Genomic DNA, 16,020 nt, shown 5'->3' with positions numbered 1-16,020 from the left:
GCTGATTCTTCGGCAGTCAAAAAGCGGTGCTGAGGTCAATCTTGTGTTAACTGAGTTTAGCTGGCGACCGCCAAAGTTGCGAACGGTTAGGCAACTGTTAACGTACCGAAATGGAATTTGAAACTCTGCTGCCGCGTATTATTCGTCCTCCAGCGGCCAACGCGCCCGTGCTGAAGGTGGCGCGTATTCGTATGACGCCGGACGATTTTCAGGTGGATGAAATTCCAACCTATCTACCGGATGGCACCGGCGAACATCTGTATCTGTGGGTGGAAAAGACGGATGTCTCCGGCGGAGAATTGATTTCCCGACTCGCCCGACAACTAAAAGTCTCGGCGCGCGACATCGGCGTTGCCGGGCAAAAGGATCGCCGAGCGGTGACTCGGCAGTTCGTTTCCTTACCACGAAGCTGCGAAGCACGGCTGAGTGATTTTTCGGATAGCCAGATCAGAATCCTGTCGCTTTCGGCTCACGGAAACAAATTACGCACCGGGCACCTTCAGGGAAACCGATTTCGCATCGTACTGCGTGATCCTGCCGGAGAGTGCTTTACAGAATCGCAGGCCGATGAAGTGCGGCAGCGGCTGACGGGGTTGGCGACGACTGGCTTTCCGAACTACTTCGGCCCACAACGATTTGGTTTCGACGGCAATTCGGTACGTGACGGAATTGCGGTGCTGCAGGACAGCGAGTCGGCACCTCGTTGGAAACCGCAACAACGTCGACGGATGAAACGCCTTGTCGCTTCTGCGGTTCAGTCGGCCGTGTTCAATCTGGTGCTGGCGGACCGCGTTCAGGACGAGTCGTTTACGAGCCCGAAGTCTGGCGATGTGGTTTGTCGAAAAGGTGGCATCCGCCCGTTTCTGTTTGACGAACGAGGCGACACGGCTGAGGACGCACTGGTGCCGATGGGGCCACTGCCAGGGCCCAAAATGGTGGCAGCGACGGGCGTCATCCTGCAACAGGAAGTCGATCGGTTGGCGGACCTTGGAATCACGGACGACGACTTCCGCCGCTATCCGAAGCTGACGCCCGGCGTGCGACGCGGCTTTGTTGAATTCCCGACAGACGTGTCGGCGTCGCTGCTGCCAGACGGAGCGATTCAGGCGACCTTCGGATTGTCTTCGGGGTCTTTCGCGACCGTGCTTCTGGCAGAAGTGGTGGAAGCGCTTCAGTAGCCGGTCACTCGCTGTCAGTTTCCAGGCTTTCAAGGTGATCACGATACTGCTGATCCAGCGTGCTGAAACGTACCTGAGTAATCTTTTCCAGCGAAGGCTGTTCCAGCACGTTGCGCAGGTCCGGGCGGTAGACGGCTGACAACAGTTTCACGAGGTCGTCACGGTACATACCGTCGTCGTGATGCAGCAGGAAGTGACACAGGCCCGAGGCTTGAGTGTAGAACTGAGCTCGGTTGGGATGCGACATGAAGTGCTCCTGACCAAGGCTGCAGAAGGTTTGGGTCGGGATGAAGAAATTGTCCACAAGGTAACGCTGCCTCGCGCCGACGAATCGAATAAAGTCCGGCCGGCCGACACTGGCGACTCCTTCGTTCACTTCGAACGATTCGAAATAGGAGGCCAGCCCTTCGATGATCCAAAAGTTTGATTTGTCACCCACCTTCCAGCGTTCTGCGCGAGGTTGTCGTAACACATGCTGGCGTTTTTTCGCCGCAGCAACTCTGTCGCTGCGAGTCGCCAGGTCCAAAATTTGGTGCGTCGCTTCGTGAAAGACCGTACTTTGGTCCGCGTCTTCCGGGTTGCGGAAAAAGTAAGAAGTGCTGTCGGGTTCCCAGTACAGCCCGTTGGTGATCTGGCCGGGCGGAATCTTGCCACGCATCCGGCGATCGTATTCTTCGCGAGTGGCAAAATAGAGCACCTTCATTGGCTTGAACACAGTCTGGCCGCGACGTCGCGCGTTGGCCTGTTCGAACTTTTCTTCCAGGGCGTCCGGAGTATCAAAGAAGCCGGCGAAATGCGATTGCAGCCAGCGATAGAACACCTCCAGCTTGCGCGAAATCTCCACACCTTCTTCCAGACTCGTGTTAGTTTTTACCTCGAAGTGCTCGCTGCGGACTTCCCACGCGTTTTCGAAGTCGCGTCGAATTTCGGCTTCCTTCTGAGCCGAAATCCACTTTCCGCGCCACGGCCGCTCGCCAGCTTCGTAACGCGCGACGTGGCCGACGGGAATCCAGCCGTAGATCGGGTGTTGAGTTTTCGCTTCGCTGCCGCTGCGTTGCTGAGCTTCAAATGGTGATACCCATTCGCCAGCGTAAGCTGGATCGTCTTTTCGTAGTGGATCGTGAAACTGGCGCTGCCCCATGATCAACCGACTGTTGGTATCGTCGGGGTTGAGCCGCAGCACATCGTTGACAATGTCATAGGCCAGCGATGGCAGGCCAGCTCGCAGGGCTTTTCGAGCCAAACTGTACAGTTCCTTGGCTCGGTCCTCCCGAATTTTGCGTAGCCGAGTCCGCCACGCCTTTTCTTCTGCCGGCAATCGATTGCTGACAGGCAGCTGCACGAAGTCTGGTAAAGTCCAGTTGGGATCGGGATTGGTGAGTTCCAGCGAAATTTCGGTGAGGTCACTGGCCGCCTGAATGAGCTTCTGGTCGTAGCATTGCTGGCTTAGCTCTGTTATCTCGTGCCGCAGATTTTTCAGCGCTTCCTGACGCAATGCCTGGTACTGATCACGTCGCCGTTCAGACACGCCAGCTCGTTGAGCGTCAGCAGTCGATGCGGCAGACACGACCGTGATTGCCACGGCGATCAGTGAGATGACAGCAATTCGCATAGGTTCGGCGGTGGGGCTGGGAGGCGAGCGATAAGCGGTGAGGAACAGGCCGACTGCAGATTCTATCACCGTCGAACACATCGGGAAATATGCGTTTGCGTCGAAGTGAGCTCGCTTGAACGCTATGATGCGTCATGAGTTTCGGCCGTTTTAAGGTCCGCAAACGGCAACGAATCAGACGAACACAGGGAAATCTAGCGATGGCGGCGACAAAAATCACCGTGGTGATCTGCCAGGCTCAGGGGCGAAACCCCGTCAAGCGGCAGCTGGAAGAAGACATTCTCACGGCGTTAATCGCCGAACCAGGCGTCGATGCGTCGCTGGTCCCGCATCTGTACGACATGTCTGCGGACCACACCGGCATGCTCTTCCTGAAATCCGTGCCCGGCCCGCTGGTGGTGCTGGGCTGGCTGTACGAACGAGCGACTCAGTGGACGCTGGACCGAGCGGGCGTGCGAGGCCACGAGGGCATCAGCTTGATTCGCAGCGAACGCGACGAAGATGAAGACCTCGACGACGAGGAAACTCACGCACCACGCGGCATTGGCACTGTCGATGTGCCCGATCGAAACATCTATTGCATGGACCTGCGAGTCCGTCCGAATGCGGCGGATTACATCGAAGAGATTCGCCGGATTGTCGGACAGAACAGCGTTCAAACCGTTGACCTGATGAGTTTCATCAACGGAAACCCGAAGGCCGACCAGCTTCAGCGTTACCTGAACCCGGAGCGCCAATTGGAGGCTCGAAAAGCATTCGACAGCGGTGCAGCGAACACCGCGGACAAGGAATCGCTGCCTGAAGACACTCGCCGTCGCTGGTATCCCGTCATCGACTATAGCCGCTGCACCAACTGCATGGAGTGCATCGATTTCTGCCTCTTCGGCGTCTACGGCGTGGATGCGCTGGATCGCATCCTTGTCGAAGAGCAGGACAATTGCAAAAAGGGTTGTCCGGCGTGCAGTCGAGTGTGTCCGGAAAACGCAATCATTTTCCCTCAGCACAAAACGCCTGCAATTGCAGGGGCCGACGGCGAAGTGGGCGGAATCAAAATCGACTTATCCAAGCTGTTCGGCGGCGACGACGGCACTTCGGCTCTGGATATGGCCGTGAAGGAACGCGATCAGGAACTGATTCTGGACGGGCGCAACGCGGTAGGGATGTCGGTCGGCATCAAGCAACGTGATCGCGACGAAATGGACCAACTGATGGACGAACTCGAAGCGCTTGAGTTTTGATCCGCGATGACTCAGCAATTCACACTCGCCGTCGACGTCGGCAACACTCGCGCGAAATTCGGTGTCTTCGAAACAGCGATTGCCGCCGCGCCGCAGGTGGTCGAAATCAGTGCCGTTCGTCTGGCAGACACAGAAGACCTGGCCCACGAACTGCAACAATGGCTGACGAACGTCGGCGTCTCAAAGATCCGCTGCGCGATCATCGCTGGTTCGAACCCGCCTGCCCGTGACAGCTTGCTTGAAAGTTGGCCGCTGGCGAATTCGCCACCACGGCTTATCGAATCGCATGTCGACGTCCCGATTGAAGTGGACGTGGATGAACCCGCCCGGGTGGGCATTGACCGGCTGCTGACAGCGTATGCCGCTCATCGATTGTTCGCGGCGCGGCAGACAGCGATTGTCGTGGATTCCGGCACGGCGACGACGGTCAATTTGGTCACGAGTGACGGCGTCTTCCGAGGCGGCTCGATTCTGCCAGGACTGCGGCTCTCAGCGTACGCCCTCCACGACTACACAGCTCGGTTGCCCCTGATTAACACCGACAACATCGGCCAGCCTGTCGAACCCTCCGATGCGCCCGTGCCCGGCCGAAATACCGACCAAGCGATCCGGTCCGGTCTGTTCTGGGGGCAACTCGGGGCGATTAAGGAACTGCAGAGTCGACTGAGTTTCGCGGCGGTGGAGCAGTTTTCAGACCGCACCGCCCCTGCCTGCCTGTTGACGGGCGGAGGCGGAAGGCAGCTTTCGCCGTACCTAAGCCCGAGCGTATACATCGACAGCCTCGCTTTACACGGGCTGGCGCTGCTGTCGACTTCTGAGAAAGCCGTGAATAGCGGCAATCGCGGTTGACCTGAGGGTGCCGCCGACTACGATGCCGCTTCAAATCTGAAGTGGCCACACCGGAACCCATTCCAGGCACACACTTTACAACTTGCGGAGTACTCAGCATGCGACGGTATCTCGTTGCTGGCAATTGGAAAATGAACACAACTCGCGCCACCGGCGAAGAGTTGGCTGGCGCGCTAGCGGCAAATGCCTCGGCCGAAGAAGCGGGCGTCGAAGTCCTTGTGTGCCCACCATTTCCGTACGTAAGTGCAATCAGCGAAAAGGTTTCCGGCAGTGCCGTGCAGGTGGGAGCTCAGGACGTTTACTTCGAAGCGGGCGGTGCATTCACCGGCGAAGTGTCCGTCGACATGCTCAAGGATGTCGGCTGTCAGTACGTTTTGATCGGTCACAGCGAACGCCGTCATGTGATGGGCGAATGCGATGAGACGATCAACAAGAAGGTCAAAGCCGCAATCGCTGGCGGGTTGAAAGTCGTGCTGTGCGTTGGCGAATTGCTAAGCGAACGTGAGGCATCTCAGACAGAAGCTGTGCTGGATCGCCAAATGGAAGGCGGCCTGGCTGATATTTCGGAATCCGACGCGAATCACCTCGTGATCGCCTACGAACCCGTTTGGGCCATTGGCACAGGGGTTGTTGCAACCACAGAACAGGCGGAATCTGCTCACGATCACCTTCGCAAATGGGTGGCGAAGCATTACACTGCTGCGTTCGCCGACCAGATTCGAATTCTGTACGGCGGCAGCGTGAAGGCGGACAACGCGGAAGCACTTCTGGGGCAACCTAACGTCGATGGTGCTCTGGTTGGCGGTGCGAGTCTGAAAGCAGACGCATTTATCCCGATCATCGACGCAGCTCGCAAGCTGGCGTCTGCCTGAATAATCGCCCTCAATTTTTCAAGATCAGCCTGTTGAGGCTGCTGACGGAGTGCCGGAACGATGAGCTTTCTGATTTATGCACTGGGTGCGTTGTTGCTGTTTTCCAGCATCGTAATGATTTTGCTGGTACTGATTCAGCGCGGCAGAGGCGGCGGCCTGGCCGGCGCTTTTGGCGGCATGGGCGGGCAGAGTGCTTTGGGTGTTCGAGCTGGCGATGTGTTCACAAAAATCACGATCGTCGTCGCTGTGATTTGGGTGATCTCTGCTGGCGTGCTGGGCATTACGATGCGAACGACAGCGGCAGAAAACGCGAAGGACACCGCTCTGGAATTGCCGGAAGGAGAGCAGAAAGACGCTGACGCCGCACCAGTTAAGGGAGCCGATCCTGCTGATGACGATGCGGCCGTTGAGGCAGAAGCCACGGAAGCAGAAGCAGAAGCAGAAGCAGAAGCAGAAGCAGAAGCAGAAGCCACCGAAGAAGAGCCAGCAAAGGCTGTGGGCGACAAGGCACCGGAAAGCGACGCACCAGCCGAACCAAAGACCGAAGAAGGTACTGACGCGAAACCAGAGGCGGACGCCGACACCGCTGCTGAAGAAGAAAAGGCAGCCGAGCCAGCTGAGGCCGATGCGAAGCCTGAAGGTGGCGACGAAGCCAGCGATAAAACGTCTGCTGAAGAGCCTGACGCCACGAAAGAAGAAGCTGCTGAATAGACGGTGTGGACGGTGTTCGCTTGTCCTTCACGGACCAGCCGCAGAACGGCACCGGCACAGCGTAACAGTGCGGAGCCATGGATATTCCGGCCGAGCGGGCTCGGGAGTTAAGCCACCCGCTATTTCGCTCCCATACTCCCACACCGTCAACAAAACGCGAGGTTTTCTGTGCTATTAAGCATGACAGGGTTTGGCAACGCGACTCAGCAAAATGAGGCGGCGTATGTCAGCGTGGAATTGAAAGCCGTCAACAACCGCTACCTTAAAGTTTCTATGCGCCTGCCCGACTTCGTGGCTCGCTTCGAAACGGATCTGGAAAAGATTATTCGGGAAGAGATCGCTCGCGGTTCCCTGCAGGTTGCGTTTCGAGTCCGGCTGCATTCGGAAGCGGGCGGATATTCCATCGACCAACCGACTCTCAAACGCTATCTGCAGCAGATTGCTTCGGTGCAGGGTGAGCTTGATTCCCCAGCCGATCGACAGCCAACTTTGGCGGACCTGCTGCCGCTTCCAGGTGTCGTCACCGAATCAGAAGTCACTCCCGACATCGTCGAATCCGTCTGGCCTGTGCTGGAAAGCACGCTTCGGGAAGCACTACAGCACTTCCACGACTTCCGCGGCAAGGAAGGCGAATCGATGCTTCAGGACCTGAAGGGGCAGTGCCAGACGATTGCGTCGCAGGTCGACGAAGTCGAAAAACGAGCTCCCGAAGTCGTTGCAGCTTACCGCGAAAAAATTCTGGACCGCGTTCGCAAAAGTCTGGCCGATACCGACGTTCAGGTCGATGGCAAAGACGTCATTCGCGAAGTCGCCGTATTTTCAGATAAGTGTGACATCAACGAAGAGATCACTCGCCTGCGTTCGCACCTCGACCAGTTTGATCGCTTTTTGGAAAGCGAAAAATCAATGGGGCGAAAACTGGAATTCCTTGGTCAGGAAATGTTTCGCGAAATCAACACGATCGGTTCGAAGGCCAATAACGTGGCGATCGCTCACAACGTCGTCGAAATGAAGGCGGCCATCGAACGAATCCGGGAAGTGCTGCAGAACGTTGAGTAGTCAGGACGCACAAACCACAGAGGCGAAATCTCACCGCGTTGTCATCCTGTCCGGCCCCAGCGGCAGCGGCAAGACGACAATCGTGAACCGACTGATGGCCGAATCCCCAGTGCGGCTTTTGAAAGCCGTGTCTGCTACAACGCGCAAGCCTCGGCCGGGTGAGATTGAGGGCGGAGACTATTACTTTCTGTCTGATGCCGAATTCCGTCAGCGGTTGGCCGAGGACGCGTTTCTGGAGCACGCCGAAGTATTTTCGTCTGGATTCCTGTACGGGACTCTAAAATCGGAAATCCGGCGAGCACGGGAGGCGGAGGCGTGGGCATTCCTGGAAATCGACGTCGAAGGCGCATTGAACGTGATGCAGCAGTATCCGGATGCTGTTACCATTTTCCTGAAGACGCCCTCGCCGGAAGAATTCGAACGCCGCCTGAGAGCGCGCGGGACGGAAAGCGAACAAATCATCCAAAAACGGCTGGCGACTGCCGCCAAAGAGCTACAATTTACAGACCGATATCGCCACATCGTGGTGAATGACAAACTCGATCGGGCTGTCGCAGAAATCTGTAAAATACTGAAGTCTGAGGAGACGAACGAGAATGCATGACGAATTTCGTGAAGATGCGATTGCTCGCAAAGTGGGCGGCCGCTTTAAGCTTTCCACACTGGTCCAAAAACGCATGGTCGCCCTTAACCGAGGCGCTCGGGCACTGGTCGATATGCAGACCAAGGACCTGATGCAGATCGTTGTTGCTGAGATTATGCAGGACAAAATCTACCTGGACACTTCCGGCGAAGTGAAGGTTGTCGAGGACGAATCCGAAACCGTCGACGCTCTGGAAGCCCTGCTGGCTGACGATGATGGCCCGGGGATTGATGATTTGAACTAGGCACTTGCTTGTAGCCGCGAAATCTGTAACCGCTAAATGAGCCCGGCTTTACCTGAAAGCCGGGCTTTTTTCGCTGAACTCGTGAATCGTGAACGCCCATGTCTACGCTCATCAATAAAGAAATACTGCTGGGCGTAACGGGCGGGATTGCAGCGTACAAATCGGCCGACCTGTGCAGCAAGCTGGTGCAGGCCGGGGCGAAGGTCTCCGTGATTATGACCGACGCCGCACACCAGTTTATCGGTGCCACCACATTTGAAGCCCTCACCGGCCGCCCGGTCAACACGGCTCCGTTCGAAGCAAACGAACACTTCCAGGGCGAACACATTGGCCTGGCTCAACGTGCTGAAGCTGTGGTCGTCGCTCCTGCCACGGCCAGTTCAATCGCCCGGTTGGCTCAGGGGTTATCCGACGACCTGCTCACAACCGCGTTACTCGCCACCACAGCCCCCGTTTTTGTCGCGCCCGCGATGAACTGCGACATGTGGGCTAAACCACCCGTGCAACGAAACGTCCAGCAATTGATTGCGGACGGCATCACTGTGATTGATCCGGAAGAAGGCTGGTTAAGCTGTGGGCAGATCGGAGCGGGTCGCATGGCCAGCCCGGCCAGCATCCTGCAGCGGCTGGAAGTACAGTTCGCTGGCTAAGAACTGAGGCTGCGAGTACTAACTGCTGAGGGTTCGCCCCGGTTATTTGCTTGTAGACCGAGACGAACTCGAAACCTGTATCGCTACGAACCAACAATGCGCGGTGAAGCCACCGATCAGGCCAAGCGGTCTGTGGCGATGTGGTACTGAGGGTCTTCGGACATGTTGATCTCAACCAGATCGCCAGCCTTGTCCAGCAACTTGCGGCATTCGGGGCTTAGGTGAGTCAGGTGCAAACGCTTGCCACAGCCTTCGTACTTTTCAGCCAGCCAGTTGATTGCTTCCAGTCCCGATTGGTCATACACGCGGCTGTAGTAGAAGTCGATCACAACGTCATCCGGATCTTCGTTCACGTTAAACATGTCCTTGAACGACGAAACGGATGCAAAAAACAATGGGCCGTGCAGCTGATAAATGCGGCTGCCGAACTCGTTGTACTTCGAGTCAGCTCCGATATGAGTCGCGTGCTGCCATGCAAAGACGAGAGCCGACACAATCACGCCCAGAATCACGGCCGACGCAAGGTCGTGCATAAACACCGTATAGCCGGCCACAAGCAGCATGACGAAGACGTCGCTGCGGGGCATGCGTTTGAACATCTTCAACGACGCCCATTCAAACGTTCCGATCACGACCATAAACATCACGCCGACCAGCGCAGCCATGGGAATCTGTTCGATCCATGGAGCGAGAAACAGTACAAAGGCCAGCAGACACACGGCCGCCGTAACGCCGGACAGACGGCCTCGACCGCCGGAATTCACGTTAATCAGTGACTGACCGATCATTGCACAACCACCCATTCCGCCGAACAGGCCGCACACAATATTGGCAGCCCCCTGGCCAACGCATTCACGATTTCCCTTACCGCGCGTCTCGGTAATTTCGTCGATCAAAGTCAGCGTCATCAGGGATTCAATCAGGCCGACGCCGCACAGGATGATGGCGAACGGGAAGATGATTTTCAGGGTTTCCCAGTTCAGCGGGACCATTTCGTACTGCATAAAGAACGGCACAGGCAGGCCACCGCTGATGCTGCCGGCAGCGGAATCCGCCTTCGCAGCAATTTCTCCGGCGGCACCGGTGGCGACGCCAGCAGTGGCCAGATCGCCGACTTCCGCGAATTCAGCGGCTTTAATATTGGTCCGCAGCATGTCGCCCACGGTCGCCAGCACATTTTCGCCATTCGGCGTTTCTACATTTCGGTTGATGGCGATCGACGCAAAGGTCACCAACAAAATCGCGACCAACGACGCTGGCAAAGCTTTGGTAAAGCGGGGCAGAAGCCAGATGATGCACATCGTGGCGATTACCAGAGAGAGCATCAGCATCAGCGGCTTACCGTTCAGGAAGACGAGCTCGCCACCGGAGGAAAGCGTCTTAAAACTGCCCAGCTGAGCCAGCCCGATGACAATTGCGAGCCCGTTAACAAAGCCCAGCATGACGGGGTGCGGCACCATGCGAATGAGTTTTCCGAGTCGCCCCAAGCCGATCGCGATTTGCAGAAGTCCGCACAAAATCACGGTGGGGAACAGGTATTCCACGCCATAATCAGCGACCAACGCCACGATCACAACGGCCATCGCACCGGTGGCTCCGGAAATCATTCCGGGGCGGCCGCCGAAAATGGCGGTAATCAGCCCGATAAAGAAGGCAGAATAGAGGCCGATAAGCGGCGAGACACCAGCAACAAAGGCGAATGCAATTGCTTCAGGAACCAGGGCAAGAGCGACAGTTAGACCTGACAGCACGTCGTCTTTTGCGGACGCGGACCGCTGACGAAAGAAATCCAGCATGTTATTTCCAGAAAGGGAAGCCCCAGCGTGGTGGGGCGTAGCAATCGACGATACCAGCTCTCGCCAGCTCGGATCGCCGTCGTAAGCAGTGAAAATACCCGCCGTCGCATCGGCTTCACGAAAGTCACGTGGCGACAATCAGCGGGTCAGCAATGGGACACTATCTCCCTGTGCCCCGTTCGGTCAACTCGCGTTTCTAAGTCCCGCCTGAATGCTCAAAAGCGATAAACGATTTTTCAAATTTCGACCTTTAAGTGCGGCAAAACACCCAGTGGTTGATGAATTTTTTCGATTCCAATTCGCTGAAGGTTGCTTTTGCATTCTGAACGAAACCGCCTGAACACTTCAGAACGAACTCACCAACTACGGTACCGAATTGCTGCAGCCTGAGTGAAAACTCGGTAGACTCAACCACTAACTCATTCTTCCGCAGAATCTCTCATCGCCCCCATGAATTCCACTTCCATCGCACCTGTGTCATTTCCAGATCTCGCCGCCTCTCGTCGCGACTGGATCGACTCCGTCCTGCATCCGTGGTGTCAGCAGGCGAACCGAAAGCAGTTGCTGCAGGCGGAAGTCGAATGGCTGGACATTGCTGGCCGAGTCGACGTGAAGGCGACATTGTGGACGTGGGCCTGGGAACGCTTTCCCGTGCTGGCTCACCCGGAAATGTCGGGCGTCAATGAAACTCACCAAGTGCGAGTCACACTCAAGGATGGCACCGAAGCCGCAGGGTATCCGGATTCGCGTCAGAGTGAACGTGGCGTGCTGGTACTGGTCGCTCGAGATCCCGTTTCGGGGGATTCCATCCAGCATGGACCGTTTTCGATCGATGACGTGGCCAGCGTAGGGTTGGCGTGAAGCCACAGGGCGGTATCCGAGCAAGGTGCCCGGACTACAAAAAACGCCGCCGCCAATTAGAATTCCGCCTTTAGAACCCCCGTCTTTCTTCAAGCATGCGGCCCGCAGCCGCGTAGTCTGACAGCATTTTATGTTCCAGCCCGTTTCCGACAGCAACTTCATCCCTGGCGAACACTCCGTTCTGAACTTCTGGACGGCGCACGACACCTTCCGCAAACTGCGCGAAAAGAATCGCGGCGGCGAAAAGTGGAGCTTCCTGGACGGTCCGATCACGGCCAACAATCCGATGGGCGTCCACCATGCCTGGGGACGCACGTACAAGGATACGTACCAGCGTTTCTTTGCGATGACCGGCCATGACCAGCGCTACCAAAACGGATTCGACTGCCAGGGCTTGTGGGTAGAAGTCGAAGTCGAAAAGCAGCTGGGCCTCGGCACCAAGACGGCCGTCCACGAATACGGCATCGATAACTTTGTGAACGAATGCAAGCGCCGAGTCCTCCGCTTCGCAGCTCGGCAGACAGAACAGTCTCAACGGCTGGGCTACTGGATGGATTGGGACGATCCCGATCAGCTGCGGGAACTTGCCGAATACCTCGGAACGGACGCTGAAGTTGAATTTACCGCTCCGAGTGGCCAAACAGAAACCGCGAAGGCTCATCAACTGGTCGAAAAACTGGGCAACCCGGAATGGGGCGGCAGCTACTTCACGTTCAGCACCGAGAACAACGAAACGATCTGGGACTTCCTGAAGAAGTGTTTTGAACGAGGCAAAGTTTATCAGGGCCACGACGTAATGCCGTGGTCCGGCCGAGGCGGCAGCGCGTATTCGCAGATGGAAATCGCGGAAGGCCGCAAGCTGACCACGCATAAATCCGTCTTCGTACGTTTCCCCTTGAAGGATCGCGAAAACGAGTTCCTGCTGGTCTGGACGACGACGCCGTGGACGCTGACAAGTAACGTCGGTGCGGCCGTGAACGTGGATCTCGACTACGTGAAGATCAAGGCAAAGAAGGACGACGCGGTATATTACTTCGCCAAAGAGAACCTGAACTTTCAGCGTCTCGCCTCCGAGTTCAAAGATGGCTTCGGCCGTCCCGAATGGAAATGGCCGGAAGGCGTCGGCAAGCTGAAAACGATCGCTCAGATATTCAAAGAACAGGGCGGCTTCGAAGAACTAGGGACCGTCAAAGGCTCGGAACTTGTTGGTCTTGCTTACGAAGGGCCGTTTGATGACCTACCGGCTCAGTTAACCCCTCAGGAAGCATTGCCGTGGCACGTCTCTCGAGCGCAACAGTTGGCTGATAATTCAGCGAACTACATAATTCCCAATCCGAGCCACATCGCGACGCAACTAAGTCAATTCGTGTCCGGTATTCGACGGACTTTGGATCCGACCGCCCCGCCGAATGAAAACGATGAAATCCCAAGTTTTCAAAATGCATTCATCCGTTCGAATCTGCCCGCGAGTATCGCCGAACGATTCGCGGCGTTCGTTCGAATCGGCTGCGGAGACTATTCAAACGCTCAATCGAGTTTTGATCGCGAAGACTTGGAGATAGTTAATGGAAATCAGGCGTTACCGTCTGAACTCGATGCGCAAAGCCTAGCCAATATATTGACGACTGGCCTTCGTGCTCTTTACAAAGATGCGGCGGATTGGATTGCATCGGATAAATCAGCAGCAAAGTTCCATCGGGTTATCGACGGAGGTCGCGACTCAAGAGGGAACGCGCACGTCGTGGCGGGAGAGGGTACAGGCATCGTCCACATGGCTCCCGGCTGTGGGGACATCGACCACAAGATCGGCTCATCCATCGGCATGCCGATCATCGCGCCACTCAATGACGACGGCACCTACGGCGAACCGTTCGGTGAATTTGCCGGTAAAGAAGCGATTGCACCGGAAACAGCCGAACTGGTTTTCGAAAAGCTGAAGGAAAAAGGGCTGCTGGTCGCCGTCGAAACCTATCCGCACATCTATCCGCATTGCTGGCGCACCGGCGACGAACTTGTGTTTCGTCTGGTCGACGAATGGTTCATCAACATGGACTGGCGCGATGAAATCAAAGACGTGACAAAGCAGATTCGCTGGTTGCCGGATAGCATCGACGGACAGGATCGCGAAGTCGAATGGTTGTCCAACATGAGCGACTGGATGATTTCCAAAAAGCGATTCTGGGGCTTGGCGTTGCCGATTTGGGTCGACGAAGAATCGGGCGATTTCGAAGTCATGGGTTCGCTCGCGGAACTCAAAGAACGAGCTGTCGAAGGCTGGGACGGATTTGAAGGGCAGACGCCTCATCGGCCGTGGATCGATGGAGTCAAAATCCGCAATCCGAAAACCGGCAACCTGATGACTCGTATCGAAGACGTCGGCAACCCGTGGCTGGATGCGGGAATCGTTCCCTTCAGCACGATGAACTTCAACGAACGTTTCAGCACCGAAGCTGTCAACTGGGCCGACTGGTATCCGGCTGACCTGGTCACCGAATGTTTTCCTGGCCAGTTTCGCAACTGGTTTTATTCGATGCTGTCGCTGTCCACGATGATGATGTACGACCCGGACGGAAAACGAACGGCGGAGGAAAAAAAACCGTTCCGCACGTTGCTCGGACATCGCCTTGTTCAAAACGAACAGGGGCAGCCGATGCACAAGTCGGACGGCACGGCCATCTGGTTTGAAGAAGCGGCCGAACAAATCGGCGTGGACACGATGCGGTGGATGTACCTGCAACACAACCCCGCGACCGACCTGCGATTCGGAACTCGACATCCTGATCAGCCGGTGACGTTAAACACGCCCGACGGTCAAATCAGCGAAACCAAAGAAGGCGTTCCGACAGCGACCGTCACCAGTGGCCCGGCCGATGAAACACGTCGGCAGATCCTGATTCCGCTTTGGAACTGCTACAAGTTCTTCGTGGACTACGCGATCGCGGATGGGTTTGTGCCAGGCGATGATCTGCGGGCACGAGTGTGTGGGAAGAGCAGAGGCCAGAACGCGGAAAGCGGTTTTGTTCCGGTCGCCGACCGTCCCGAAATCGACCGGTGGTTGCTGTCCAATCTGCAAACGCTGATCGATACTGCTCATCGCGAACTCGCCGACTACAACGCGCCCGCCTTCTGCGCGGCGGCGGCTGAATTTATTGATAATCTGAGCAACTGGTACATTCGCCGCAACCGCCGTCGGTTCTGGCGTTCCAAAGATGCCAGCGATACGGACAAAACGGCCGCGTACGAAACGCTGTATGAAGTGCTGGTAAAACTCTGCCAGTTGCTGGCTCCCTGCGTACCATTCTTAACGGAACGGATGTATCAGAATCTGGTGAGAGGGGCTTCAGAATTCGCAGCTCAAGCATCGCCGGATGACGGCGAACTGCCGCAGAGCGTTCATCTGTGCGACTACCCGACCGCAGATCCTGCGCTGTTGGACGAAGCGTTGAACAACCGCATGGCAGCCGCTCAGTTGGTCGTGAAGTTGGGACACAAGCTGCGTGAAGAGAATACTTTGCGAGTTCGCCAGCCGCTGGCCGAGCTTCAGTATGCCACCAGCGATGCAGAAACAGCATCCGCAGTTGCGCAATTGGCCGACGTGATCAAGGAAGAACTGAATATTGAAAACGTCACGCAGCAGGACAATCTGGACGACCTTGTCGGCTACAGCTACAAGCCGAATCTAAAAACGCTCGGCCCCAAATACGGCAAGCTGCTGGGAGTTCTTCGGACCAAACTGCCGGAACTCGGCGACGCCGTGTTGGGACCGCTGCGTCGCGGCGAAAGTCTTTCGGTCGACATCGACGGAAACACGATCGACCTGACTCCCGATGATGTTCTGATCAGCACTGAACAGGCGGAAGACTGGGTGTGCGGCGACGAAGCAGGCATTCAGATCGCCATCAGCACCGTACTGACAGACGACCTTATCCGCAAAGGCATGTCACGCGACTTCGTGCGACAGGTGCAGCAACTGCGCAAAGACGCAGACCTGCACATTCAGGACCGGATCAGGATCCAATACAATAGCGACAACAATTTGCTGCAGGCGATGGTAGCCGAATGGGGTGACTACATCTGTGGAGAAACTCTGGCAGACAGCATCGAATTCGCCTCCGCACCGGCCAGCAACGCCAAATCGGTGAACGTCGGTGATGTCGCGGCGACGGTGTGGATTGTTACGTTGGTTTAATACGCTAAGGACTGTTTGGCTACCGTCGACGCCGTGACCTCGGTCGATGGCGGAAGCCGTTTCCGCGATTTTCCAAACGCTGCTGCCTCGACCAATTGGTTCGAACCCCGCACTGAAC

At 56.5% G+C, this 16,020-nt stretch carries 13 protein-coding genes; 11 read left to right on the top strand and 2 right to left on the bottom strand.

Annotated elements, in window-relative coordinates; translation table 11 throughout:
* Positions 1–110: 110 nt before the first annotated feature.
* Positions 111–1,178 (top strand): tRNA pseudouridine(13) synthase TruD, encoded by a 1,068-nt coding sequence (gene truD / locus Fuma_RS00960; protein ID WP_083731709.1) that lies wholly within the window; start codon positions 111–113, stop codon positions 1,176–1,178.
* Positions 1,179–1,182: 4 nt separating this feature from the next.
* Here the strand turns inward: truD and Fuma_RS00955 are convergent, their stop codons facing one another.
* Positions 1,183–2,859: a hypothetical protein gene (locus Fuma_RS00955; RefSeq protein ID WP_145943874.1), complete on the bottom strand. Its 1,677-nt coding sequence runs from the start codon at positions 2,857–2,859 to the stop codon at positions 1,183–1,185.
* Positions 2,860–2,990: 131 nt separating this feature from the next.
* On the opposite strand from Fuma_RS00955, the gene Fuma_RS00950 reads away from it, so the two are divergent.
* The 8 genes from Fuma_RS00950 to Fuma_RS00915 all read left to right on the top strand — a co-directional run bounded on the left by Fuma_RS00950 (position 2,991) and on the right by Fuma_RS00915 (position 9,056).
* Entirely contained in the window at positions 2,991–4,028 is a 1,038-nt protein-coding gene (locus Fuma_RS00950; RefSeq protein ID WP_077022481.1) for an ATP-binding protein, read from the top strand.
* A 6-nt stretch (positions 4,029–4,034) separates the two neighbouring features.
* Positions 4,035–4,877: a type III pantothenate kinase gene (locus Fuma_RS00945; protein ID WP_077022480.1), complete on the top strand. Its 843-nt coding sequence runs from the start codon at positions 4,035–4,037 to the stop codon at positions 4,875–4,877.
* A 98-nt stretch (positions 4,878–4,975) separates the two neighbouring features.
* The gene (gene tpiA / locus Fuma_RS00940) at positions 4,976–5,749 is read left to right on the top strand and encodes a triose-phosphate isomerase (RefSeq protein WP_077022479.1); all 774 of its coding nucleotides are present in this window, start codon (positions 4,976–4,978) and stop codon (positions 5,747–5,749) included.
* 60 nt (positions 5,750–5,809) lie between these two features.
* A complete protein-coding gene (gene secG, locus Fuma_RS35840) occupies positions 5,810–6,460 on the top strand; it encodes a preprotein translocase subunit SecG (protein WP_077022478.1) in 651 nt (216 codons plus the stop codon).
* 180 nt (positions 6,461–6,640) lie between these two features.
* Positions 6,641–7,519: a YicC/YloC family endoribonuclease gene (locus Fuma_RS00930; protein WP_083731708.1), complete on the top strand. Its 879-nt coding sequence runs from the start codon at positions 6,641–6,643 to the stop codon at positions 7,517–7,519.
* Positions 7,512–8,123 carry a guanylate kinase gene (gene gmk, locus Fuma_RS00925; RefSeq protein WP_077022476.1) on the top strand — a complete coding sequence of 204 codons (612 nt, stop codon included), beginning with the start codon at positions 7,512–7,514 and terminating at the stop codon, positions 8,121–8,123. The genes Fuma_RS00930 and gmk overlap by 8 nt, the downstream gene beginning before the upstream one ends.
* Positions 8,116–8,406, top strand: coding sequence for a DNA-directed RNA polymerase subunit omega (locus tag Fuma_RS00920; RefSeq protein WP_077022475.1), 291 nt, complete (start codon positions 8,116–8,118; stop codon positions 8,404–8,406). The genes gmk and Fuma_RS00920 overlap by 8 nt, the downstream gene beginning before the upstream one ends.
* Positions 8,407–8,504: 98 nt before the next feature.
* Positions 8,505–9,056, top strand: coding sequence for a flavoprotein (locus tag Fuma_RS00915; protein ID WP_077022474.1), 552 nt, complete (start codon positions 8,505–8,507; stop codon positions 9,054–9,056).
* Between the two features lie 116 nt (positions 9,057–9,172).
* On the opposite strand, the gene Fuma_RS00910 is transcribed toward Fuma_RS00915, so the two are convergent.
* The gene (locus Fuma_RS00910; protein WP_077022473.1) at positions 9,173–10,852 is read right to left on the bottom strand and encodes a SulP family inorganic anion transporter; all 1,680 of its coding nucleotides are present in this window, start codon (positions 10,850–10,852) and stop codon (positions 9,173–9,175) included.
* A gap of 450 nt (positions 10,853–11,302) precedes the next feature.
* Between Fuma_RS00910 and Fuma_RS00905 the strand changes: the two genes are divergently transcribed.
* Both Fuma_RS00905 and Fuma_RS36100 read left to right on the top strand, forming a co-directional pair.
* Positions 11,303–11,713: a hypothetical protein gene (locus Fuma_RS00905; RefSeq protein ID WP_077022472.1), complete on the top strand. Its 411-nt coding sequence runs from the start codon at positions 11,303–11,305 to the stop codon at positions 11,711–11,713.
* A 130-nt stretch (positions 11,714–11,843) separates the two neighbouring features.
* Positions 11,844–15,902: an isoleucine--tRNA ligase gene (locus Fuma_RS36100; RefSeq protein WP_077022471.1), complete on the top strand. Its 4,059-nt coding sequence runs from the start codon at positions 11,844–11,846 to the stop codon at positions 15,900–15,902.
* The last annotated feature ends 118 nt before the right edge of the window (positions 15,903–16,020 follow it).

The organism is Fuerstiella marisgermanici, assembly GCF_001983935.1.
Classification (GTDB): Bacteria; Planctomycetota; Planctomycetia; order Planctomycetales; family Planctomycetaceae; genus Fuerstiella; species Fuerstiella marisgermanici.
The sequence above is the reverse complement of the archived record's forward strand: the minus strand, read 5'-3'. Positions and strand labels throughout refer to the sequence as shown.